The following is a 22,456-nucleotide window of genomic DNA, read 5'->3' as shown; positions in this document are numbered from 1 at the left end:
TTCATGAGTTTTTGGTTTTGGTTGAACTGTATTATCTTGTTGGTATTATTAGCGATGTTTGCTAACTGGGCATACTATCAGTTTATGAGCAAACGTTTTGCTACTTTACTTGATCAAGAAGCCTTTAAAGAGGGGATGCGTAAAGCACAGATTATTGATGTTCGTGAGAAAAAGGAATTTGATAGTGGGCATATTTTAGGCGCGCGTAATATTCCTTATCCAATGCTAATGCAATCCTTAGCGAGCATTCGTAAAGATCAGCCAGTTTATTTATATGATACACGAATTGCCTTAAGCACGCGTGCAGCGAAAAAATTACGCAAAAAAGGATATCAAAATCTATTTATTCTAAAAGAAGGTTTTGATGGCTGGACTGGTAAAACAAAAGGTAAAAAATACGAAGATTAAAAAGTAGCTATCTCATAATTAGCGAGTAAATAAAAAAATAGAGGTCTTTCCAATTTGATGGTGTTGGAAAGACCTCTATTTGTCTTTAAAGGAGCGTGTTAGCTAATCCTTTTTATCTAGCGAAGCTTTTACGATGAGCAATCCTGCGTTTTGCTTCTAATTCGCGTTCTTTTTCTTCTTCAGGTTCAATATATACTTTTTTTACAACTTTAGCAGTACCATATGCTGCTAGGACCGTTGCGATACTACCAGCTACAAAGCCAGAAAAGAATTTTTTCATCGTCATCACCTCATTTAAGATTCAATTACAATTCTATTATGTAACAAAATCGCTAAAAAAGGAAGTGAAACCCCTTTAAAAAATCTAAAAATTCTATTGAAAAAATTTAGTAAATATTTTATAATAAATTTACTAAATAAATCAAAGGGGTCTGAATAGTATGATCGAATTATTAAAAGAAGTTTTTAACAAGCAATTTGGCACTGAGGCAACCGGGAGCTATTTCGCACCAGGACGGATTAATTTGATTGGTGAGCATACGGATTATAATGGGGGGCACGTTTTTCCTGCTTCTATTACCATTGGTACCTATGGCTTAGCACGTAAACGTGAGGACAAAAAAGTTTGTCTATACTCTGAAAATTTTCCAAATAAAGGCGTTATTACTTTTGATGTAGATCAATTAGTTTATAAAAAGGAAGATGATTGGGCAAATTATCCAAAAGGCGTCATTAAATTTATCCAAGAAACCGGTAATGTTGTCGACACTGGTTTTGAAATTGCGTTTAATGGTAATATTCCTAATGGTGCAGGACTTTCATCTTCAGCATCAATTGAACTTTTAACTGGCGTTATTGTCCGTGATTTATTCAACTTAGATTTAACTATGTTAGATTTAGTAAAAATTGGTAAAAAAGTAGAAAATGAATTTATTGGCGTCAATTCAGGAATTATGGACCAATTTGCTATTGGTATGGGGAAAAAAGACCATGCCCTATTGCTAGATACGAACACTTTAGAATATGAAGTGATTCCAGCTGCGTTTGGTGAATATGTGGTTGCTATTATGAATACGAATAAACGTCGCGAACTAGCTGACTCTAAATATAATGAACGTCGCGCTGAGTGTGAAGAGGCTTTACGTCGTTTACAAACTAAATTAGCGATTCAATCATTAGGTGACTTAGATGAAGCTACTTTTGAAGCAAATAAAGCGTTAATTGGTGATGAAACCTTAATTAAACGTGCAAAACATGCGGTTACTGAAAATCAACGCACTTTAAAAGCGAAAAAAGCTTTACAATCTGGTAATTTAAAAGAATTTGGGCTATTATTAAATGGTTCGCATGCATCATTAAAAGATGATTATGAAGTAACCGGAATTGAATTAGATACTTTAGTTGCCGCTGCTCAAGCACATCCAAGTGTGTTAGGTGCACGTATGACGGGTGCAGGCTTTGGTGGTTGTGCGATTGCTTTAGTGAAGGCTAGTGATTTTGATGATTTTAAAGCGAAGGTTGAAGCAAGTTATCTTGAAAAAATTGGCTATGCCACAGATATTTATCAAGCTAGCATAGACGATGGTGCACGTAAATTATAAGAATGAAAAGGTGAATAAAATGTCAGTATTAGTACTTGGAGGAGCTGGTTATATCGGCTCACATGCAGTAGATCAATTAATTAATCAAGGATATGAAGTCGTTGTTGTGGATAATCTATTAACAGGTCATCGACAAGCCGTTCATCCGAAAGCGACTTTTTATGAAGGCGATGTTCGTGATAGTGCATTTTTACGTTCGGTTTTTGAAAAAGAATCCATTGAAGCGGTCGTTCATTTTGCTGCTAGCTCATTAGTAGGTGAGTCGGTAGAAAATCCATTAAAATATTTCAATAATAATGTATATGGAATGCAAGTGTTATTAGAAACCATGCATGCATTTGGTGTAAATAAAATTGTCTTCTCTTCAACAGCGGCTACATATGGCGAGCCAAAACAAAGTCCAATTACCGAAGACACACCAACGAATCCTAAAAATCCATATGGTGAAAGCAAATTAATGATGGAAAAAATGATGAAATGGTGTGATCAGGCATATGGCATGAAATATGTCGCATTGCGTTATTTCAATGTTGCCGGTGCCAAGGCTGATGCAAGTATTGGTGAAGATCATACACCTGAAACACATTTAGTACCAATTATTTTACAAGTTGCTTTAGGTCAACGTGAGGAATTAAAAATCTTTGGCGATGATTATCCTACAGCAGATGGTACTTGTATTCGTGATTATGTGCATGTTGAAGATTTGATTGCCGCGCATATTTTAGCGTTGGAATATCTTAAGGCTGGTAACGAAAGCAACTTCTTTAATTTAGGAAGTAACAATGGCTATTCGGTAAAAGAAATGTTAGCAGCAGCTAGAGAAGTAACTGGTAAGGAAATTCCAGCAGTCATTGCGCCAAGAAGAGCAGGAGATCCTAGTACATTAGTGGCTTCTAGCGAAAAAGCCAAAAGCATTTTGGGCTGGCAACCAAAATATAATGATGTGAAAAAAATTATCGAAACTGCTTGGAATTGGCATGTAAGTCATCCAAATGGTTATGAAAAATAGAAGGTGGAAAAATGAGTATTAGTCAAGTCATTACGGATTTTACAACATTAGCGATTCAATCAGGTGGTTGGATGGAGATGGACCGCTTATATGTGCAAAATCGCTTGCTTCATCTTATAGGTGAGGAGGAGTTAACGCAGACGAGTATCCGTCCAGTTGAAGTAGATTCCCTAACTTTATTAGATCAATTACTCCAACAAGCCATTGAAAATGGAGTGATTGAAGATAGTCTTACTGAAAAAGAACAGCTTACTGGTCAAATAATGGATTATTTGACCCCACCACCATCAGTGATTAATGCTTTTTTTGCCCAACATTATGCTAAATCGCCAGAAGAAGCAACGAATTATTTTTATCAATTATCCAAAAATAATGATTACATTAAAACACGAGATATTGCTAAAAATATTGTTTTTCCGGTGAATACACCTTATGGTAGCTTAGAGATAACGATTAATCTATCTAAACCGGAAAAAGATCCTAAGGCGATTGCCGCAGCTCGTCACGCAAAAGCGACTAATTATCCAAAATGTATGCTATGTATGGAAAATGAAGGTTATCAAGGTCGCGCAAATTATCCAGCTAGAACGAATCATCGTATTATTCGGATGAATTTAGATGGCGAAAGTTGGGGCTTCCAATATTCCCCTTATGCGTATTATAATGAACATTGTATTATCTTAGCTGAAGAACATCGACCAATGAAAATTGATCGTGCTACATTCAATCGCTTGCTCAGAATTGTCGAAGTGTTACCCCATTATTTTGTAGGTTCTAATGCGGATTTACCAATTGTTGGTGGTTCAATTTTGACCCACGATCATTATCAAGGAGGAAGACACACCTTCCCAATGGAAAAAGCACCGATTGAAAAAAACATTGCCTTGACCAATCATCCAAAGGTTCAGGCTGGGATTGTAAAATGGCCGATGTCAGTTATTCGTTTACAATCTGAGAATAAAGTAGCGTTAGTAGAGGCAGCTTGTGAGATTTTAGAGAAGTGGCGTGAATATTCTGATCCAAGCGTTCAAGTTGTGGCTAAATCAGACGATGGAACACTTCACCATACAATTACGCCAATTGCTCGTCGCAAAAACGATTTATATGAATTAGATTTAGTTTTACGTGATAATAATACTTCAGTTGAATATCCAGATGGTATTTTCCATCCGCATCAAGAAGTACATCACATTAAAAAAGAAAATATTGGCTTAATTGAAGTGATGGGCTTAGCTGTATTGCCTCCACGTTTAAAGACTGAACTAAAAGAAGTGGAAAAATATTTGTTAGATCAGGAAAATGCGATTGCCGATTATCATTTCAATTGGGCGAACCAAATCAAAGCAAAGCATCAGCTAACTGAAGAAAATGTTCAATCGGTTGTACAAGAAGAAGTAGGGAAGGTATTTACTGAAGTCTTAGAACATGCAGGAGTGTTTAAGCGAACTGCTGAAGGACAACAAGCCTTTCAACGTTTCCTTGATACATTATAATGAAAATCAGAAAGGTGTGTGGGGGTATGGCCACTATAAAAGATATTGCACAAAAAGCAGGGGTCTCTCCTGCCACCGTTTCACGGGTGTTAAATTATGATATGGAATTATCTGTCAGCCAAGAAACCCGCCAAAAAATATTTGAGGTTGCAGAAAATTTAAACTATACCAAGCATAAAAATAAGAAAAAAGAAGTGATGACTTTTCGCTTGGTACAATGGTACGATGGTGATGAAGAGCTTGCTGATTTATATTATTTAGCCATTCGATTAGGAATTGAAAAGAAAGCTGAAGAGCTAAATATTGGTTTAGTGAAGGAATCTTTACATCATCTTTCTGATCAAACGACAGATGGTATCATTGCTTTAGGTAAGTTTGAAGCGCAAGAGATTCATTTGCTCAGCTTAAAAAATGAGCCGATTTTATTTGTTGATTCAGATGAATTAATTCATGGCTTTAACTCGTTAGTGGTTGATTTTGAACAGAGCATTGCGCAGGTAGTTGATTTTTTTGTGAAGACAAACCATCAAAAAATTGGCATTTTAAGTGGTTTGGAATACACCAAAGCGAATCATCATGAGATTGTTGATCGACGTTTAGTCTATTTCAAGCAAGCACTTACGCAGTTAAAATTAACCGATCAGGCTACCTTCTTACAAGCGCCTTTTTCTGTGGAGGAGGGCAAACGGGTGATGGCTGAATATCTAAAAGCGCATGAGGACTATCCAACGGCTCTTTTTGCAGCTAGTGATGCCTTGGCTATTGGTGCCATGCAAGCAATCACTGAGCATGGCTTAAGTGTACCGGCAGATATTTCCATCATCGGCTTTAATGATATATCTGTTGCGAAATATGTAAGTCCAAGCTTATCGACTGTTCGAGTAAATACAGAATGGTTGGGAGAGCTGGCAGTCAATACTTTAATTGATTTGATTAAAGAAGAGACACCTGTTCCAAGAAAGATCACGATTGCTACGGAATTAATTATTCGAGAATCTACTCGTAATTAACAAAATCAAAATAATTGTTTGTTCATTTAGAGCAAATAATTATTTTGATTTTTATTTTTATGCATATGCATAGATTGTGCTATAATGTACATAATTATTGGCATTGAATTTTAGATTGTTTAAGGGATGAGAGCATGATCGTTTTTGAAAATGTAGATAAATATTATGGTGATCTTCATGCGTTAAAAGCTATTTCTTTTCGCTTGCCTAAGGGAAAAGTGATTGGTTTGCTCGGTCATAATGGTGCAGGCAAATCAACCTTGATTAAATTATTAGTTAGTATACTAAAACCAGAAAATGGGGCAATTTGGATTGATGAGCTGTCTTTAGTAAAGTATAGAACGCAGTTAAAATCAGCATTGTTTTATCTGCCAGATGCACCTGATATTTTTTTGCAATTAACCGCCAATGAGTATTGGCATTTTATTGGTAAAGTATATCAGCTACCAACAGCAGTCTTTTTAGAACGCTTAGCTTATTTTCGCCATTTGTTTTATATGGATGATCAGGCAGATAGTTTAATTGGTCAGCTTTCACATGGCATGCGCAAAAAGGTACTGTTGATTGCTGCCTTTATCGTCCAATCTAATTATTTAATATTGGATGAACCCTTAACTGGCCTAGATCCACAGGCAACGTATGATTTAAAGCAGTTGATTAAAGATTATGCCGCTAAAGGTCAGGGCATCCTTTTTTCCACACATTTATTAAGTATTGTCGAGGAAATTTGTGAGGAATTACTTATTCTAAAAGAAGGTAAGTTATATTATTGTGGAAGTATCGAAGAATTATACCGTCAATATCCTAATGAAAATTTAGAAAGTATCTATTTACAACTAACCGGTCGATTATAGTAACGATTATTAAGCGATTGATTTTGTTTAGTAAGTTGGGTTAAGTTAGGAATTTGATTTTTTAACGTAATTCAGGCATTCATCGCCCATCCTCTATAGGTGGGTGATGAATGCCATTCGGTATGAGGGTTACTGTTGGTAACTCGAAGACCGACAATACATTACATGGTCTTTTTATTTCGTTCTATGTTATAATCAGTCTATATTAGAAATGAGTGATATAAAATGGAATTAGATACAAATAACCATTCAGTCTTCCTTCTTTATTACCATCTTATTTTAGTAACTAAATATCGCAGACAAGTGATAGATGATGACATATCTGATTATGCTAAAGCTACTTTTGAAAGAATTTCAGAATCGTATCACATTACTTTAGTGGAGTGGAATCATGATAAAGACCACGTTCATATTATGTTCAAAGCTCATCCTAAAACAGAATTGACAAAATTCATCAACGCCTATAAAAGCGCTAGTTCAAGATTGATAAAACGTGATTTTCCAAGAGTCAAACAGTTTCTTTGGAAAGAAATGTTTTGGTCTAAAAGTTTTTGTCTGTTGACGACTGGTGGAGCACCAATTGATGTGATAAAGAAATACATCCAAAATCAAGGAAACAATCATAAATAGAAAGCAGGTGAACTTTGTGGAACGACTAAAAGCGTACAAATTCAGAATCTATCCAACAGAGGAACAAGAAATCTTCTTTGCCAAAACTTTCGGCTGCGTTCGTAAGGTCTACAATCTAATGCTTAATGACCGAAAAAAAGCATATGAAGAAGTTAAAAATGATCCTTCTAAAAAAATGACTTTTCCAACACCGGCTAAATATAAGAAAGAATTTCCATTTCTGAAAGAAGTCGATAGCCTCGCTTTGGCCAATGCCCAACTTCATTTAGATAAAGCATACAAGAATTTTTTTCGGGATAAATCTGTTGGCTTTCCACGTTTCAAAAGTAAGAAAAATCCTGTTCAGAGTTATACAACGAATAATCAAAATGGTACAGTTGCTTTGATTGATAGTAAATTCATAAAAGTTCCTAAATTGAAATCATTAGTAAGAATTAAACTTCATAGACAACCAAAAGGGATGATTAAATCTGCTACAATATCACGCCATTCTAGCGGTAAATACTATATTTCTTTGTTATGTAAAGAAGAAATTAGCGAGTTACCTAAAACCAATTCTGCCATTGGTATTGACTTAGGTATTACAGACTTTGCGATTCTTTCAGATGGACAAAAAATTGATAATCATAAATTTACGTCCAAAATGGAAAAGAAATTAAAACGTGAACAACGTAAGTTGTCTAGACGTGCCTTATTAGCTAAGAAAAAAGGTATCCCTTTATCTGAAGCTAAAAATTACCAAAAACAAAAACGCAAAGTAGCTAGATTGCATGAAAAAGTAATGAATCAACGTACTGATTTTCTGAATAAGTTAAGTACAGAAATTATCAAAAATCACGATATTATCTGTATTGAAGACTTAAACGTAAAAGGTATGTTGCGTAATCATAAATTAGCAAGAAGTATTTCTGATGTATCTTGGTCTAGCTTTGTAGCTAAGTTGCAATACAAAGCGGACTGGTATGGACGTGAAATCATTAAAGTGGATACGTGGTTTCCGTCTAGTCAGATTTGTTCAGAGTGCGGACATAAAGATGGCAAGAAATCGCTCGATATTCGAGAATGGACTTGCCCTATTTGTCATACTCATCATGACCGTGATATCAACGCTAGTATCAATATATTGATTGAAGGTCTAAGAATACAAACTTCAGCTTAGGCACAATCAAAAAAACCGTAGGAACTACGGGGATAGCTTGGTAAATAAGAGAAACCGCTGTTAGTGAAGAAATAAGCTATCAAGTATGCTCTATTCCCAAGAAGCTCCCACTTCAAGCGTTAAGAACCGTTAGGTTTAGCTAAGTGGAGAGTAGTTCACTAACACTATTATTGAACTAAAGAAGTGATGAACTGTTGCGTAAACAAATTCTAGCTATTTTATTAAAAATTGATTTTTTAGCGGTTAACCCTCAATTAACGCAGCGTGCGCGATTGAGAGGGAAAAAGGAAGAATCATTAATTTTCTATTTAGGGCAGCAAATTTTTTTAACTAGTTTGATCTTTATAGTGGTGTATGGTTTAACCATTTTTCCAATAGATTTTTATCATTTTCCGGGTTTAATGAGCTATTATTTTTTGTTGTTCAATGGCTTAGCGCTATTACAAGGGATTGCTAGTATCAACCATCTCTTTTTTAATGAACAAGGGCTAAAAGAATATCTCCCATTACCGGTAACTTTGCAGGAAATCTATTTATCCAAGAGTTTGATTGCATTATTGAATATGGCCGCCTATTCACTGCCGTGTGTCTTGGTTTTTATCGACTTTGGTTGGTATCAACGGACGAATCTAGTTGCAAATCTATTTTTAGCATTTTGCCTTTATGTGTTTTTGTTGCTGATTAATTATGCATTGGTCAATCTATTATTACTGCTGTTTACTTTTATTCCAAAGTTTGCTCAATATCAAAAGCAACTGTCACAGCTCTTGATGATAACGATGACCGTTTTGGTTGTTTGGAGTATATTATATATCAATCAATTGAACATTCATCGTCATGTCAGGCCAATATGGCTGATTTATCCTATGCTTCATATATTAAGACGGCCTTTTTCTGTTGAAACTATGACTTGGTTTGGTATATTAATGGGATTAACCGTTAGTATTATTTGTTTGATGGTATGGCTGAGTCAATATCGATTGAGTCGACACCAATGGCAGCTATTGGCGGCCAATCAACAGCTAATCAAAAAGCAAAAGTTAGCTTATTCTACTCGTTCACTCAAATCGATTATTTTTGTATATCATTTTCGCTTAGTATCGGATTATCGCTTTTGTTTTCAGGTTCTTTTAGCTAGTCTGATTATACCGTTAATTTTTATCTGGCAATTAGCCCAGCGTATGCCTAACCATTTATTTCATGCTCGTTATAGCTTATTAATTGCTTTAGGTGGTCTTTTTTTATCTGCCTATACGATTCATCCGCAAAGCTTTATCGCAAATCTTTTTTCATTAGAAAGACAGAACTTGCCAATAATGAATCAATTGCCAATTAATCAAAAAAAATATCTTAAACAAAAATTCATCTTTGGCTTGATGTTACAACTGGGTATAAATGGTTTGTTATATGGCTTATTTTTACTTAAATTTCCTTTAGCCATTGCTAACCTATTAAGTGGTATTCTTGGTCTTATTATCGGCACCTTTTGTTATGGTAGCTATTATTTTATTCAAGATTATCTAAAACCTTATCTTACCTGGAATGATTATTTTCAACTGTTGAATCGCAAAGCCAATGGTTTAAAGATGCTTTTTCTATATGGCGGTCAATTGTTATTACAGAGCCTTTTGCTGGTAGTTTTAGACCAAGCTTTAGCTACGCACTTTTTCAAGATAATCAACTATCTAGGTTATGGGGGAATATTTCTTTTAAGCTTGGTCATTGGTTTGCTAGCTCTTAAAAAAATAGGCAAGCAGCTAAAAAATGAAAGTTAAATCCATTTATCGAGTTTACGCGGTAGCTAATGGCTATTGCGTTTTTTTACTTACTTGAAGCCATTTAGCAACTTAACCGACTACTAGCAAATCAGTCAATTTTCCTTAAAAATAGTCCAAATAAACCTCCAGACGGATATCAAAAATTACATTCAACATGTTATAATTAAAACAAGGATGTTTTGCGACTTGCTCAGCTACGAGAAAATTTGAGTGTTACTCGCCGTATAAAAAAGGTGAAGCATGAAATTTTTTAAACGGCGAGGCAAATTTTTCAAGTAGCTAGTTGCAAAACACAGATTAAAAAGGATGTTTTGTAAGTTGATTAGCTACGAGCAAATAAGTTCTAGTCTGAGAAAAATTAGAAGGATAAAAGATTTTTTCATCAGACTCGCTTATTTGCCAAAGTAACTAGTCGCAAAATACGAATGAAAAAGGATGTGTAAAGCGATGATAGAAATTATTCAGGCAGATAAGTTTTACGACAAAAAACAAGCGCTAAAAGAGGTGAATCTAACCATAAAAGACGGGATTGTTTTCGGTTTGTTAGGTCATAACGGAGCGGGAAAATCGACGTTAATAAAAAGTTTGGTGAGCGCACATAATTTAACTAAGGGCAAAATTAAAGTGGACGGGTTAGATTTAGCTGAACATCGTCAGGCAATCAAGCAAAAAATTGGTTATGTTCCAGATAGTCCCGATCTTTTCTTACAGCTTACAGCGATGGAATATTGGCGATTGATGATGGATATTTATGGAGTGAGTCTTGAGCAAGCGATGCCAAGAATGCAAGAATATTTGAAAATATTTGCGATGGTAGATGATCAAAATACCTTGCTTTCGAGTATGTCACATGGGATGAGACAAAAGGTCATTTTAATTGGTGCCTTAACATTAGATCCTGAAATTTGGATTTTAGACGAACCATTAACCGGTCTTGATCCACAATCAGCCTTTGAGCTAAAAGAATTGATAAAAAAACATGTTGCTAGTGGCAATACGGTTATTTTTTCTACTCATATTTTGGCAATTGCTCAAGAAGTTTGCGATGAATTGGCGATTTTAAAAAAAGGTGAGGTAATCTATACTGGTAGTGTGGAAAATCTATTGGCTACGCAACCAGGAAAAAGTCTAGAAACGATTTATCTATCACTAACAGGAGAAGAACAGCAGGTAGGTGAATTAGATGAATAAACGACAATTTTTAGCTTTGTTAAAACTTGGACTCATTCAAAGTAATCCTCAAATTACCCAACGTTTTCGAGCGAAAGGTAAATACGGTCCAGCACTTATTAAAAGCCTAGTATTGCAAAATACGCTTTTTCCGTTACTTTTGGTAGTTGTTTATGGAGGAATCTTTCTCTCACAGGATCTTTATCGCTATCCCGGGCAATTTAATGGCCTGTTTTTGGTTTTAATCGGTATCTCGTTATCGCAGGGGATTACCTTAATTTATAATACCTTTTTTGACAATAATGATTTCGATCACTACAAAACCTTGCCACTTTCCATTGACATGGTCATTTTTTCTAAATCCTTTATTACTATCTTTACAATCATCGTTTATTTATTACCTTGTTTTATCGCATTTTTAAATTATGGCTTAAATGCAGGAACGAATATTGTATTGACCTTATTGCTTTCACTTTTATTTTGGCTATTTTTAATTATTTTGCTTTTTTCGCTGGCTTTATTATTGCTATTTGGTCTTAGCTTAATCCCGGCTTTTAAGCAAAAATTAAAGCAAATTGCTAAAACAATGATGGTCATCACTTCGCTATTTATTCTCTTAGCGATTATGTTGAATACATATCAAACCGCAAGTCTTTCGGCTAAACCTTATTTTTTCATTCAGCCATTTTTAAATGTTTTAAAACAACCATTTTCAAAGCTCAGCTTGCTCAGTCTTGGCATCATCTTAGCGGTTATTGTTATCTTGGTTTTGCTGACAAGAATCAAAATTTATCCACTACTTACGCAAAATGATTTGAATCAAGCAACCAAGCAAACGAAAAAGGCGTTAACCAATTCGACTAACGCTAAGCATATTTTCATCCGCTATCAAATGCGTTTGATTGGCGAAAGCTCGCTTTTATTTCAAATTTTTAGTATGACCTTTATCATGCCAATCGTATTATCTTTTAGTATGGTTAATTTAATCGCACTCTTTAATAATTTAGATCAGTATTTTGGTTTATTTCTTTTGTTAGGCGTGTTGATTACTAGTTTAGTGGTAACACCAAATAGTCTACCTGCAATCTTAGTTTCACTTGAACGTCAAAATTTTCCATTTCTATTTACAACACCACTATCGAAAAAAATGTATCTAAACCTAAAACTAAAATTTATTTTGGCGGTTCAATTGGGCGCTAATGCCGTATTACTACTTTTTATTTGCTTTATCGCTAAGTTAAATCTGCTAAGTGCGCTATGCTTTTTAATCGGTGGGCTATGGTTTACGATACCTACTTGTATGCATTATCTATTCAAAGATTATCGTTTCCCATTTTTTGAGTGGAGTGATTACCTTCAATTAGTGACGCGAGGCCAAAGTAATGGTAAGCTGTTTTTGATGATGATAGTCAAATGGATAGTCGCTATTATTCTAGTAGTTGCACTAGTCCTTACCTCTAGTATATTTGGTACTTTCTGGCCGAATCTGTTGGTTAGTATAGCGGTTATTGTTTTCTTAAGTGGCTATAGTCTAGCCAAAGTTCAACAATGGCGAACCATTCGCTAGACCATTTTCAACCGAGTTGATTGTATTTGATTGACTCGGTTGATTTTGTCTTGAAGATAACGATTGTTCATTATTTATCTTGAACTAGTTTAGGTATAATTGATGAGCTGTCGGTTTATTTTTAGAATTTAAAAGAGGAGTATCTATTACATCATTGAAGTATTCAATCCACTTTCGGAAGAGTATTGTTAAGATTGGGGATAAATCGTTTATACTTAATTCTTTCAGCGGCGTACGCTATAATGTACGTGTAAAGAGGTGATGTGATATGTTAAATACAACTATTACAAATTTTAGAAAAGATATTTACAATTTGTTAGAACAAACCATTAAGTTTAATGAACCTATTAATGTGTCTACTAAAAATGGTAATGCTGTTGTTTTAAGCGAGGATGAGTATAATGGTATGGTTGAAACCTTGTACTTATATTCGGTTCCTGAACTTAAAGAGCAACTCAAGGCAGATATGAATGCACCTTTGAGTGAGTTTGTTTTAGAAGACGAGGTGGATTGGTGACCTATCAAATTGTTTATTCTAAAACAGCTGTGTCTCAAATTCCATATTTAAAAGCTTCAAAATTAGATAAAAAAACGAAAAATTTAATTGATTTGATAAAAGAAAATCCTTATGAAACACCCCCATCTTTCGAAAAGCTCCAAGGTGATTTGTTTGGTCTTTATTTACGTCGGATTAATATCAAACATAGATTGGTTTATCAAGTTTTAGAAGATGATAAAGTAATCAAAATATTAAGTATGTGGACATACTATGAGAAAGGATTAAGGTAGTCGTTTGACTGCCTTTTTTAGTTTGTAGAATGTAGAGATGATCACTTGTAAAGCTATAATTTATGTAGAAACATATATGAAACACCTGCTTCCAGTACAATGTGAGGATGGAAAAACAGGTACTCGTTTTATTTTATTTAAGTATAATATCTGTGTAAATCGATGCGATTGAATAAGTTTTATGTTGATTTTCATACACTTGTGTCAGGCTCTATGCTATAATAGTAGGGAATTTGTAAAGGTAGGGAAAGTTAAATGAAAATATTAGCAATCGATACTTCCAATCAAACTTTAGCAGTTGCGGTATGTGAAGATCAAAGGCTATTAGGACAAATGCAAACAACCGTCAATAAAAATCATAGTGTAGCCTTAATGCCGGCTATTGAACAATTGATGCAACAAATTAACCTACAGCCAGCTGATTTAAATCGGATTGTGGTTGCACAAGGACCAGGCTCTTATACTGGTCTTAGGATTGGGGTAACTACGGCCAAAACACTGGCTTATACACTGAATTGTGAATTAGTGGGCGTTTCTAGTTTGAAGGTCTTAGCTGCCAATTGCTATGGACGAGAAGAGATTATTATTCCATTGTTTGATGCTAGAAGAAATAATGTCTATGCAGCTGCTTATCAGTGGCAAGAAGACAAATTAAACACCATCATGCCTGAACAGCATATGGCTTTAACGGATTTGTTGGAACGTTTCAAAGATCAAGCGGTTTATTTTGTTGGGATGGATGTCACAAAATTTAGTGAGCAAATCTTAACCACACTCCCTAAAGCGCAGATTAATACCTGGGAAGATTGGCAATATCCTAAAGCGAGTCAATTGGCTTTATTGGGTAGTCAAGCAGCACCGGTTGAAGACATTCATGGCTTTTTACCCAATTATTTAAAACGCGTTGAAGCAGAGGAAAAATGGTTATTGACCCATGAAAATGAGGCTGAAGTAAATTATGTGGAAAAAATCTAAATCACTTTTTCATTCCTTACTATTAAGAAATCATCGATCCTATCAAGCGAAAACTAAAACTTTTCAAGATAGAGCATTTTTGATTCGTGAAATTTTTGCTACAGATATGAAAAGCCTGCTTGATGTAGAACGCGTTGTTTATGACGGTGATTTACCTTGGACTAGAAGTACCTTTTTGTATGAGTTATATTCTAAAAAGCCTCATTTATATCTAGGCGTTTTTGATGAGCGAAAAATGGTGGCCTTCATTGGGTTACGTGTTGATCAAAAGGATGGTCATGTGACGAATTTTGCGGTTTTACCGAATTATCAAAATTTGGGGCTAGGCACTTTTTTATTAAATGAGGTGCAGCATTTTGCCCAAACGAAATTTTGTGAGCAATTAAGCCTAGAGGTTCGAGTAAGTAATTTAGATGCTCAACGACTGTATCGACGGTTTGGGTTTGTTTCTCAAAAAATTTTAGAAAATTACTATGATAAATATCAAGAAGATGCTTTAGAAATGGTGAAAAATTTAAATGATCATTAAAATAGATTACGCGAAGTTGCCTACTAAACAAGTAAAGCTAACGGCAGGCTATCTAGCGAATGAAGAAGAAGCTAGTGCTATTTATCTTTTAGCGCAGGCTAGCTATCCTTTTGGCTCTCCTTGGACAAAACAACAATTTGTTGATGATGTTTTATCAAGACAGAGCATCTATCTATGTTTATATGAAAAAACAACATTGATTGCTTTTTTAAGCTTTAGATTATTGATTGATCAAATTGAAATCGATCATGTGGTCGTGGATGAAAAATGGCAAAATCAAAAAATTGCCCAACAGTTATGCCAACAGCTTGTCAATTTAGCTCAAGAAAATCAAGTTGAAGCGATCTTTTTAGAAGTAAGACAGAGTAATGCTAAAGCGTTGGCTGTTTATCAAAAAATGGGTTTTGAACAAATGGCTATTCGCAAAGCCTATTATCATCATCCGCTAGAAGATGCACAAATAATGAGAAAAATGATAAGAAAGGTTGATTAACCAAGTAATGGATGAATTAATTTTAGCAATTGAAAGCTCGTGCGATGAAACCAGTGTTGCGATTATTCGTAATGGAGCTGAGATTCTTAGTAATATTGTCGCCTCACAAATCAAAAGTCATCAGCGCTTTGGGGGTGTTGTGCCAGAGGTCGCTAGTCGCCACCATGTTGAGCAAATGACGCTTTGTATTGAAGAAGCTTTACTACAAGCGCAAGTAACGCCAAATGATTTAACGGCAGTAGCAGTAACCTATGGACCAGGGCTAGTTGGCTCGCTTTTAATCGGTTTATCAGCAGCTAAGGCGTTTGCTTTTGCCCATCAACTCCCTTTATTGCCTATCAATCATATGGCAGGTCACATCTATGCGGCTAGATTTGTGCAGCCACTTGCATTTCCGTTGATGGCTTTGTTAGTTAGTGGAGGACATACGGAATTAGTGTATATGCAAGCAGATGGCCAGTTTGAAATTATCGGTGAAACGCGAGATGATGCAGCGGGTGAAGCCTACGATAAGGTCGGTCGAGTTTTAGGATTAAAATATCCAAGTGGGAAGGAAATTGACGAACTAGCAAGTAAAGGGAAGGATTGCTATCATTTCCCTCGCGCGATGTTAAATGAAGAAAATTATGATTTTAGCTTTAGTGGCCTAAAAAGTGCTTTTATCAATTTGGTGCATAATGCGCATCAAAAAGGTGAAAGTTTATCTAAGGAGGATTTAGCGGCTAGCTTTCAAGCCAGTGTTGTTGAGGTATTAGTGACGAAGACGTTGCGGGCTTGTCAAAATTATCCCATTAAGCAATTTGTTTTAGCCGGTGGTGTCGCTGCTAATCAAGGCTTACGCCAAGCGCTAACCCAAGCTTTTCAAGAGCAGTTACCTCATGTTGAAGTATTAATTCCACCTTTAAGATTATGCGGAGACAATGCTGCGATGATTGGGGCCTATGCTCATGTTGCACTGAAACAAAAAGCCTTTGGACAAATGTCAGTCAATGCGTTGCCTTCCTTAGCATTTGAACGAAAAACAGAGTAAAAGGATAAACTATGGAGAAAATATTAATTAGTATCATAACCCATAATAGTGAGGATATCTTCCGAACCTTAGATGTTTTAAAGCATGAAATCGGGCAAGATCCGCAGTTTCAAGTAGTTGTTTATGACAATGCCTCTGAGGCTGCTTATTGTGATCGTTTAGCACAATACTCCTTTGTTGAATTGATTCGTGCCAGTGAAAATAAAGGCTTTGGACATGGGCACAATCAAGTCATCTTCAATCATACCGCTGACTATGCTTTTATTTGCAATCCGGATATTCTAGTGACAAGAGAAACCTTAGTACACATGCATCAATTAATTAAACGAGAAAATATCGTAGCGGTAAGTCCTAAGGTTTTAAATGAAGATGGTTCTACGCAACATCTTGTACGTCAACGTCTCACCGTATTTGATTATTTCTTGCGTTTTATCCCTTTTAAATGGGTGAAAAAACTGTTTGATCAACGCTTAGCAACCTATGAATGTCGCAATTTACCGGATGATCAATGTAGTATTATCAAGATGGGATCAGGTTGCTTTATGTTGGTTTCGACCGCTGTGTATAAGCAAATTGATGGATTTGACGAGCGTTTCTTTATGTATTTTGAAGATAATGATTTTTGTCTACGGTTAAACCAAACTGGGGGACAGATTTTGTACTCACCTTTTGATCAAGTTATTCATTTATACGGCAAGGGTGCGCACCGCAATCGCAAATTATTTATGATTTTTATGCAATCCATGGCGAAATTTTTCAATAAATGGGGATGGAAGTGGTTTTGATGAAACCCTATGTTGTTTTAGTTTTATATCAAACACCTTGGGAAAAAGTACCATCTAGAGCAATATTACTGAAGTGGTTAGCCGAAAACGAACTATCCGGATTGATGGTCTATGATAATAGTCTACAACCACAAGACCATCCTGATTTTACTAAAGAAGGGATAAACTACAGCCATCATCCTGAAAATTTAGGCTTGAGTGTTGCTTATCAAAGTGCCTTTGAGCAAATGCCAGCTGAGACGGATTGGTTATTGCTTTTAGATCAAGATACCCTGCTTACAGAAGCGTATTTAATGCAAGCTAGCCAAATGATGCAAACAGCAATGAATCAGCAAATTGCCGTGATTGTGCCGAAAATTGTGGCTAGTCATCAACAAATCTCGCCTATCTATGCGAATGAATATATTCGCGCAGGCTTTCAGGCTGTGGATAGTGGTTTAACCAATGATCGGCTAATGGCGATTAATTCAGCTAGCTTATGGCAGCGTGATTTCTTAAAGTTGATTGGTGGATTTTCTAAGGAATTTCCACTAGATTTTCTTGATCATTGGCTTTTTTATGAAGTCTATCAAAAACAATGGCAAATCGCTGTTTTAAATACGACTTTAACTCATGATTTATCGGTTTTTGATTATGAAAAAGTATCCGTTCGTCGTTACAAATCCATTTTAGCAGCGGAAAAACGCTATTATACTTGTTATGAAACAAGATGGCTGAACAAACATCGCCAACAATTATTCAAACGCACGCTGAAACAATTTCTTACGGTAAAAAATCGTCAAATATGGAAACTAACCTTAAAGGCTTTTTGGCATTTTAACCAAAAGGAGGTAGGTCAATGATTTCGGTTTGTATGGCTACGTATAATGGAGCGGCCTATCTACAGGAGCAAGTTACTAGCATTTTAAAGCAATTAGCGAAAGACGATGAATTAATCATTTCTGATGACGGTTCAACAGATGAAACATACTCGATTTTACAAACACTAAAAGAACAAGATGCAAGGATTAAGCTTTTTAAAGGGCCAGGTAAAGGAGTCATTGCCAATTTCTCTTTTGCAATCAGTCAAGCTAGTGGAGACTATCTTTTTTTGGCTGACCAAGATGATGTCTGGTTACCCGATAAAGTAGCTAAAATGCTTGCTTTATTTAAAGCCAATCCAAAATGTCTATTGATTTTAAGTGATTTAATGATTGTAAACCAAGATTTACAAGTGGTGTTTCCCTCTTATTTTACGCATAAACAGGTCAGAACAGGTTTTTATGCAAATATTTTACGCAATACCTATATTGGTGCGGGGATGGCTTTTCGCCGAGCGCTCTTACCAAGGATTTTACCAATCCCAGAAAATGTACCGATGCATGATATGTGGATTGGCCTGCTTGCTGAACCAAATGTGCAATTATTCGCTGAGCCGCTCACCTTGTATCGGCGCCACGAACAAAATGCCAGTGAGTTACACACCAAAGCTAGTCGCCTTCAACAGTTAAAATGGAGATTATCTTTAACTTATTATTTAATTTTGCGTAAATTATTAAAAAAATAATTTTACATTTTTGTATCAAAATCTAGATTTATATGACAAATAGCCTATTCCATGAGATAATGCAATAGTGAAAAAAATTTTGAAGGAGTTTTTTTAATATGAAAGGAATTATTCTAGCTGGAGGAAGCGGTACGCGTTTATATCCGTTAACTCGTGCAACCTCAAAACAATTAATGCCAATTTATGATAAACCAATGATTTACTATCCAATGTCTACTTTGATGTTGGCTGGAATTAAAGAAATCTTGATTATCTCAACACCACAAGATACTCCACGCTTTGAAGAGTTATTTGGTGATGGCCATGAGCTAGGAATCCATATTGAATATGCCGTCCAACCAAGTCCTGATGGCTTAGCACAAGCCTTTATTATTGGTGAAGAATTTATCGGTGATGACAGCGTGTGTCTCGTTTTAGGCGATAACATCTATTATGGGGGTGGTCTTTCTAAAATGCTCCAACGTGCTGCTAGCAAAGAACAAGGAGCGACTGTCTTTGGCTATCACGTAAACGATCCTGAACGTTTTGGGGTAGTTGAATTTGATGAAAATATGACAGCTGTCTCAATTGAAGAAAAACCAGCCAATCCTAAATCAAATTATGCAGTAACCGGTCTTTATTTCTATGACAACGATGTAGTTGAAATTGCTAAAAATATCAAACCATCTGCACGTGGGGAATTAGAAATTACTGATGTCAACAAGGTCTATCTTGAACGTGGTAAATTATCTGTTGAAGTGATGGGTCGTGGTTTTGCCTGGTTAGATACTGGAACACACGAATCATTATTAGAAGCATCCACATTTATTGAAACAATCGAAAAACGCCAAAATCTAAAAGTGGCTTGTTTAGAAGAAATTGCTTACCGTATGGGCTACATTGATAAAGAACAATTGGTTAAATTAGCGCAACCATTGAAGAAAAATCAATATGGTCAATATTTATTACGATTAGCAGCACAAAACTAGGAGGCAGTATTTTGAAGGTTTATAATACAAAATTACAAGATGTCAAAATCATCGAAATGGATGTTTTTGGTGATCATCGTGGCTTTTTCACAGAAAGCTACTCAAAAGCAAAATTTTTAGAACATGGCTTAGATTACGATTTTGTTCAAGACAATCATTCTTTATCTAGCCAAGCCGGAGTTTTACGCGGCTTGCATTTCCAAAAAGGAGAAGCTGCGCAAACGAAACTCATTCGCGTGGTAACTGGTGCCGTTTTAGATGTCATTGTAGATATCAGAAAAGGCAGCCCAACCTATGGCCAATGGGAAGGTTATATCTTATCTGAACACAATCATCGTCAATTATTAGTTCCAAAAGGCTTTGCGCATGGTTTTGTTACATTAACGGATAATGTAAACTTCATGTATAAATGTGACAACTACTACAATGCTCCAGCTGATGGCGGAATTGCCTTTGATGATCCTGATTTGGCGATTAATTGGCCAATCGATCTTTCAAAAGCAATTTTATCTGAAAAAGATAAAAAACATCCTACATTAAAAGAATTTGAAGCAGAAAATCCATTTGTTTATGGAGAAATATAAGGAGAGTTATATGAAGAAAATCATCGTTACAGGTGGTGCCGGCTTTATCGGTTCTAACTTTGTTCATTATGTTGTCAATAATCATCCAGAGGTTCATGTAACTGTTTTGGATAAATTAACTTATGCAGGAAATGAAAAGAATTTAGAAGGACTACCAAAGGATCGTGTAAAATTAGTCGTTGGCGATATCGCTGATGCGAAATTAGTGGATGAATTGGTGCAAGATACTGATGCAGTAGTACACTACGCAGCTGAATCACATAATGATAACTCATTAAAAGATCCATTCCCATTTGTGCAAACCAACCTAATTGGTACGTATACTTTAATTGAGGCATGTCGTAAATACAACGTTCGCTTCCATCATGTATCAACAGATGAAGTCTATGGCGATTTACCATTACGTGAAGATTTACCTGGACATGGAGAAGGGGAAGGTGAAAAATTCACCGATAAAACACCTTATAATCCATCAAGCCCATATTCTTCAACTAAAGCAGGTTCTGACCTTTTAGTAAAAGCATGGGTTCGTTCATTTGGACTACAAGCAACTATTTCTAACTGCTCAAATAACTATGGTCCTTATCAGCACATTGAAAAATTCATCCCACGTCAAATTACCAATGTCTTAAGTGGCATTCGTCCAAAATTATATGGCGATGGTAAAAATGTTCGTGACTGGATTCATACCAATGACCATTCATCAGCTGTTTGGGCGATTCTTACCAAAGGCCGTATTGGAGAAACCTATCTAATCGGTGCTGATGGTGAGAAAAACAATAAAGAAGTCATCGAATTAATTCTTGAATTAATGGGTCAAGATGCCAAAGCGTATGATCACGTGAATGATCGTCCAGGTCATGATTTGCGTTATGCGATTGATTCACGCAAATTACGTGAAGAACTAGGCTGGGAACCACAATTTACAAACTTTAAAGATGGTTTAGCCGACACAATTAAATGGTATACCGAAAATCGTGATTGGTGGCAAGCTGAAAAAGATGCAGTTGAAGCCAACTATGCCAAGAATGGACAGTAGTCAACAACAAGTAATTAAAAAGATTTTTAAAAGGCTCGCTCAAATTTCTGAGCAGCCTTTTTCAACGAATATCACTAAAATGTCTATTAAAAGACTTTTAAAGGAGAGAACAGCATGATTCTATTAACTGGTGGCAATGGCCAATTAGGAACAGAATTACGTCATCTTTTAGACGAAAAAGGAATGAAGTATGTATCAACAGATGCAGCTGAAATGGATATTACGGATGCTAAAGCAACAATGGCCTACATTGAAGAATTAAAACCAACTGTAATCTATCATTGTGCGGCCTATACTGCAGTAGATAAAGCCGAAGACGAAGGCAAGGAATTGGATGAAAAAATTAATGTCGACGGTACACGGAATGTGGCGTTTGCAGCTAAAGCCGTTGGTGCTACCTTAGTCTACATTAGTACGGACTATGTTTTTGATGGTACCCTTAAAGATGGTGAATACGCAGTAGATGCACCAGTAAATCCGCAAAATGAATATGGTCGAACTAAAGCTTTAGGTGAAAAGGCTGTTCAAGAAATTATGGACGATTATTATATCATACGTACTTCATGGGTATTTGGAAAATATGGACATAATTTTGTCTTTACAATGCAAAAATTAGCGCAAACTCGCGATGAATTAACCATTGTTGATGATCAATACGGTCGCCCAACTTGGACTAGAACCTTGGCTGAATTCATGCATTTTGTTATCGCACAAAAAGCACCATTTGGTATTTATCATCTATCTAATGATAATGCTTGTACTTGGTATGAATTTGCTAAAGAAATTTTAAAAGATACTGATGTGAAGGTCTTGCCAGTAACTTCTGAGCAATTCCCACAAAAGGCCAAACGTCCACAATATTCAGTAATGGATTTATCTAAAGCCAAATCTTTAGGTTTTAACATCCCAACTTGGCAAGAAGCACTAGCAGGTATGTTAGCTAGTTTGGATTAAAATAATATATTCGTTAAATTAAAGACCTAAACATCACCAGTTGTTGTTTAGGTTCTTATTTTTGTCTTAAAAATTTAATAGTAGA

Annotated in this window: 25 protein-coding genes; 24 read left to right on the top strand and 1 reads right to left on the bottom strand. The window is 35.7% G+C overall.

Annotated features, from left to right (window positions below):
• Positions 1 to 3 precede the first annotated feature (3 nt).
• Positions 4 to 408 carry a rhodanese-like domain-containing protein gene (locus tag RK02_RS04665; RefSeq protein WP_016183107.1) on the top strand — a complete coding sequence of 135 codons (405 nt, stop codon included), beginning with the start codon at positions 4 to 6 and terminating at the stop codon, positions 406 to 408.
• A 112-nt stretch (positions 409 to 520) separates the two neighbouring features.
• On the opposite strand, the gene RK02_RS12095 is transcribed toward RK02_RS04665, so the two are convergent.
• Positions 521 to 688: a DUF3042 family protein gene (locus RK02_RS12095; RefSeq protein ID WP_016183106.1), complete on the bottom strand. Its 168-nt coding sequence runs from the start codon at positions 686 to 688 to the stop codon at positions 521 to 523.
• A gap of 160 nt (positions 689 to 848) precedes the next feature.
• Between RK02_RS12095 and RK02_RS04660 the strand changes: the two genes are divergently transcribed.
• The 23 genes from RK02_RS04660 (at position 849) to rfbD (ending at position 22,371) form a co-directional block, all read left to right on the top strand.
• Positions 849 to 2,009 (top strand): galactokinase, encoded by a 1,161-nt coding sequence (locus RK02_RS04660; RefSeq protein ID WP_016183105.1) that lies wholly within the window; start codon positions 849 to 851, stop codon positions 2,007 to 2,009.
• A gap of 19 nt (positions 2,010 to 2,028) precedes the next feature.
• Positions 2,029 to 3,018, top strand: a complete 990-nt coding sequence (gene galE, locus RK02_RS04655; protein WP_016183104.1) for a UDP-glucose 4-epimerase GalE — start codon at positions 2,029 to 2,031, stop codon at positions 3,016 to 3,018.
• 11 nt (positions 3,019 to 3,029) lie between these two features.
• Positions 3,030 to 4,511, top strand: a complete 1,482-nt coding sequence (gene galT, locus RK02_RS04650) for a UDP-glucose--hexose-1-phosphate uridylyltransferase (RefSeq protein WP_016183103.1) — start codon at positions 3,030 to 3,032, stop codon at positions 4,509 to 4,511.
• Between the two features lie 26 nt (positions 4,512 to 4,537).
• The gene (locus RK02_RS04645) at positions 4,538 to 5,521 is read left to right on the top strand and encodes a LacI family DNA-binding transcriptional regulator (protein ID WP_018451671.1); all 984 of its coding nucleotides are present in this window, start codon (positions 4,538 to 4,540) and stop codon (positions 5,519 to 5,521) included.
• Between the two features lie 134 nt (positions 5,522 to 5,655).
• Complete coding sequence (locus tag RK02_RS04640) at positions 5,656 to 6,375, top strand: ABC transporter ATP-binding protein (RefSeq protein WP_016183101.1); 720 nt, start codon at positions 5,656 to 5,658, stop codon at positions 6,373 to 6,375.
• A gap of 225 nt (positions 6,376 to 6,600) precedes the next feature.
• Positions 6,601 to 7,005: an IS200/IS605 family transposase gene (gene tnpA, locus RK02_RS04635; RefSeq protein WP_016183100.1), complete on the top strand. Its 405-nt coding sequence runs from the start codon at positions 6,601 to 6,603 to the stop codon at positions 7,003 to 7,005.
• 16 nt (positions 7,006 to 7,021) lie between these two features.
• Positions 7,022 to 8,164, top strand: coding sequence for an IS200/IS605 family element RNA-guided endonuclease TnpB (tnpB, locus tag RK02_RS04630; protein WP_016183099.1), 1,143 nt, complete (start codon positions 7,022 to 7,024; stop codon positions 8,162 to 8,164).
• Between the two features lie 194 nt (positions 8,165 to 8,358).
• Positions 8,359 to 9,939 carry a hypothetical protein gene (locus RK02_RS04625; RefSeq protein WP_016183098.1) on the top strand — a complete coding sequence of 527 codons (1,581 nt, stop codon included), beginning with the start codon at positions 8,359 to 8,361 and terminating at the stop codon, positions 9,937 to 9,939.
• A 450-nt stretch (positions 9,940 to 10,389) separates the two neighbouring features.
• Positions 10,390 to 11,133 (top strand): ABC transporter ATP-binding protein, encoded by a 744-nt coding sequence (locus RK02_RS04620; RefSeq protein WP_016183097.1) that lies wholly within the window; start codon positions 10,390 to 10,392, stop codon positions 11,131 to 11,133.
• Positions 11,126 to 12,679 (top strand): hypothetical protein, encoded by a 1,554-nt coding sequence (locus RK02_RS04615; protein WP_016183096.1) that lies wholly within the window; start codon positions 11,126 to 11,128, stop codon positions 12,677 to 12,679. Before RK02_RS04620 ends, RK02_RS04615 begins: the two co-directional genes overlap by 8 nt.
• 268 nt (positions 12,680 to 12,947) lie before the next feature.
• Positions 12,948 to 13,196, top strand: a complete 249-nt coding sequence (locus RK02_RS04610; protein WP_016183095.1) for a type II toxin-antitoxin system Phd/YefM family antitoxin — start codon at positions 12,948 to 12,950, stop codon at positions 13,194 to 13,196.
• A complete protein-coding gene (locus RK02_RS04605; protein ID WP_016183094.1) occupies positions 13,193 to 13,468 on the top strand; it encodes a Txe/YoeB family addiction module toxin in 276 nt (91 codons plus the stop codon). Before RK02_RS04610 ends, RK02_RS04605 begins: the two co-directional genes overlap by 4 nt.
• 255 nt (positions 13,469 to 13,723) lie before the next feature.
• Complete coding sequence (tsaB, locus tag RK02_RS04600; protein ID WP_016183093.1) at positions 13,724 to 14,443, top strand: tRNA (adenosine(37)-N6)-threonylcarbamoyltransferase complex dimerization subunit type 1 TsaB; 720 nt, start codon at positions 13,724 to 13,726, stop codon at positions 14,441 to 14,443.
• Positions 14,427 to 14,972 (top strand): ribosomal protein S18-alanine N-acetyltransferase, encoded by a 546-nt coding sequence (gene rimI, locus RK02_RS04595; RefSeq protein ID WP_016183092.1) that lies wholly within the window; start codon positions 14,427 to 14,429, stop codon positions 14,970 to 14,972. The genes tsaB and rimI (RK02_RS04595) overlap by 17 nt, the downstream gene beginning before the upstream one ends.
• Positions 14,962 to 15,465, top strand: a complete 504-nt coding sequence (gene rimI / locus RK02_RS04590) for a ribosomal protein S18-alanine N-acetyltransferase (RefSeq protein WP_016183091.1) — start codon at positions 14,962 to 14,964, stop codon at positions 15,463 to 15,465. The genes rimI (RK02_RS04595) and rimI (RK02_RS04590) overlap by 11 nt, the downstream gene beginning before the upstream one ends.
• A gap of 7 nt (positions 15,466 to 15,472) precedes the next feature.
• Positions 15,473 to 16,495: a tRNA (adenosine(37)-N6)-threonylcarbamoyltransferase complex transferase subunit TsaD gene (tsaD, locus tag RK02_RS04585; protein ID WP_016183090.1), complete on the top strand. Its 1,023-nt coding sequence runs from the start codon at positions 15,473 to 15,475 to the stop codon at positions 16,493 to 16,495.
• Between the two features lie 11 nt (positions 16,496 to 16,506).
• Positions 16,507 to 17,280 carry a glycosyltransferase family 2 protein gene (locus RK02_RS04580; RefSeq protein ID WP_016183089.1) on the top strand — a complete coding sequence of 258 codons (774 nt, stop codon included), beginning with the start codon at positions 16,507 to 16,509 and terminating at the stop codon, positions 17,278 to 17,280.
• Entirely contained in the window at positions 17,280 to 18,122 is an 843-nt protein-coding gene (locus RK02_RS04575) for a hypothetical protein (RefSeq protein WP_016183088.1), read from the top strand. Before RK02_RS04580 ends, RK02_RS04575 begins: the two co-directional genes overlap by 1 nt.
• The gene (locus tag RK02_RS04570; protein ID WP_016183087.1) at positions 18,119 to 18,826 is read left to right on the top strand and encodes a glycosyltransferase family 2 protein; all 708 of its coding nucleotides are present in this window, start codon (positions 18,119 to 18,121) and stop codon (positions 18,824 to 18,826) included. The genes RK02_RS04575 and RK02_RS04570 overlap by 4 nt, the downstream gene beginning before the upstream one ends.
• Positions 18,827 to 18,924: 98 nt before the next feature.
• Positions 18,925 to 19,794, top strand: coding sequence for a glucose-1-phosphate thymidylyltransferase RfbA (gene rfbA / locus RK02_RS04565; protein ID WP_016183086.1), 870 nt, complete (start codon positions 18,925 to 18,927; stop codon positions 19,792 to 19,794).
• Positions 19,795 to 19,805: 11 nt separating this feature from the next.
• A complete protein-coding gene (gene rfbC / locus RK02_RS04560) occupies positions 19,806 to 20,378 on the top strand; it encodes a dTDP-4-dehydrorhamnose 3,5-epimerase (RefSeq protein ID WP_016183085.1) in 573 nt (190 codons plus the stop codon).
• 10 nt (positions 20,379 to 20,388) lie between these two features.
• Complete coding sequence (gene rfbB, locus RK02_RS04555) at positions 20,389 to 21,417, top strand: dTDP-glucose 4,6-dehydratase (protein WP_016183084.1); 1,029 nt, start codon at positions 20,389 to 20,391, stop codon at positions 21,415 to 21,417.
• Between the two features lie 114 nt (positions 21,418 to 21,531).
• Positions 21,532 to 22,371 carry a dTDP-4-dehydrorhamnose reductase gene (rfbD, locus tag RK02_RS04550; protein ID WP_016183083.1) on the top strand — a complete coding sequence of 280 codons (840 nt, stop codon included), beginning with the start codon at positions 21,532 to 21,534 and terminating at the stop codon, positions 22,369 to 22,371.
• Positions 22,372 to 22,456: the final 85 nt, after the last annotated feature.

The organism is Enterococcus columbae DSM 7374 = ATCC 51263 (genome assembly GCF_000406925.1).
In the GTDB taxonomy this organism is placed as follows: domain Bacteria; phylum Bacillota; class Bacilli; order Lactobacillales; family Enterococcaceae; genus Enterococcus_E; species Enterococcus_E columbae.
The sequence above is the reverse complement of the archived record's forward strand: the minus strand, read 5'-3'. Positions and strand labels throughout refer to the sequence as shown.

Coding starts and splice junctions, on each gene's coding strand:
- RK02_RS04615 (WP_016183096.1), top strand. CDS start 11,126: ATGAATAAACGACAATTTTTAGCTTTGTTAAAACTTGGACTCATTCAA.
- RK02_RS04610 (WP_016183095.1), top strand. CDS start 12,948: ATGTTAAATACAACTATTACAAATTTTAGAAAAGATATTTACAATTTG.
- galT (WP_016183103.1), top strand. CDS start 3,030: ATGAGTATTAGTCAAGTCATTACGGATTTTACAACATTAGCGATTCAA.
- RK02_RS04620 (WP_016183097.1), top strand. CDS start 10,390: ATGATAGAAATTATTCAGGCAGATAAGTTTTACGACAAAAAACAAGCG.
- RK02_RS04580 (WP_016183089.1), top strand. CDS start 16,507: ATGGAGAAAATATTAATTAGTATCATAACCCATAATAGTGAGGATATC.
- rfbB (WP_016183084.1), top strand. CDS start 20,389: ATGAAGAAAATCATCGTTACAGGTGGTGCCGGCTTTATCGGTTCTAAC.
- RK02_RS04645 (WP_018451671.1), top strand. CDS start 4,538: ATGGCCACTATAAAAGATATTGCACAAAAAGCAGGGGTCTCTCCTGCC.
- rimI (WP_016183091.1), top strand. CDS start 14,962: ATGATCATTAAAATAGATTACGCGAAGTTGCCTACTAAACAAGTAAAG.
- rfbD (WP_016183083.1), top strand. CDS start 21,532: ATGATTCTATTAACTGGTGGCAATGGCCAATTAGGAACAGAATTACGT.
- RK02_RS04660 (WP_016183105.1), top strand. CDS start 849: ATGATCGAATTATTAAAAGAAGTTTTTAACAAGCAATTTGGCACTGAG.
- RK02_RS04640 (WP_016183101.1), top strand. CDS start 5,656: ATGATCGTTTTTGAAAATGTAGATAAATATTATGGTGATCTTCATGCG.
- rfbA (WP_016183086.1), top strand. CDS start 18,925: ATGAAAGGAATTATTCTAGCTGGAGGAAGCGGTACGCGTTTATATCCG.
- RK02_RS04665 (WP_016183107.1), top strand. CDS start 4: ATGAGTTTTTGGTTTTGGTTGAACTGTATTATCTTGTTGGTATTATTA.
- tnpA (WP_016183100.1), top strand. CDS start 6,601: ATGGAATTAGATACAAATAACCATTCAGTCTTCCTTCTTTATTACCAT.
- galE (WP_016183104.1), top strand. CDS start 2,029: ATGTCAGTATTAGTACTTGGAGGAGCTGGTTATATCGGCTCACATGCA.
- RK02_RS12095 (WP_016183106.1), bottom strand. CDS start 688: ATGAAAAAATTCTTTTCTGGCTTTGTAGCTGGTAGTATCGCAACGGTC.
- RK02_RS04570 (WP_016183087.1), top strand. CDS start 18,119: ATGATTTCGGTTTGTATGGCTACGTATAATGGAGCGGCCTATCTACAG.
- RK02_RS04575 (WP_016183088.1), top strand. CDS start 17,280: ATGAAACCCTATGTTGTTTTAGTTTTATATCAAACACCTTGGGAAAAA.
- tsaD (WP_016183090.1), top strand. CDS start 15,473: ATGGATGAATTAATTTTAGCAATTGAAAGCTCGTGCGATGAAACCAGT.
- tsaB (WP_016183093.1), top strand. CDS start 13,724: ATGAAAATATTAGCAATCGATACTTCCAATCAAACTTTAGCAGTTGCG.
- rimI (WP_016183092.1), top strand. CDS start 14,427: ATGTGGAAAAAATCTAAATCACTTTTTCATTCCTTACTATTAAGAAAT.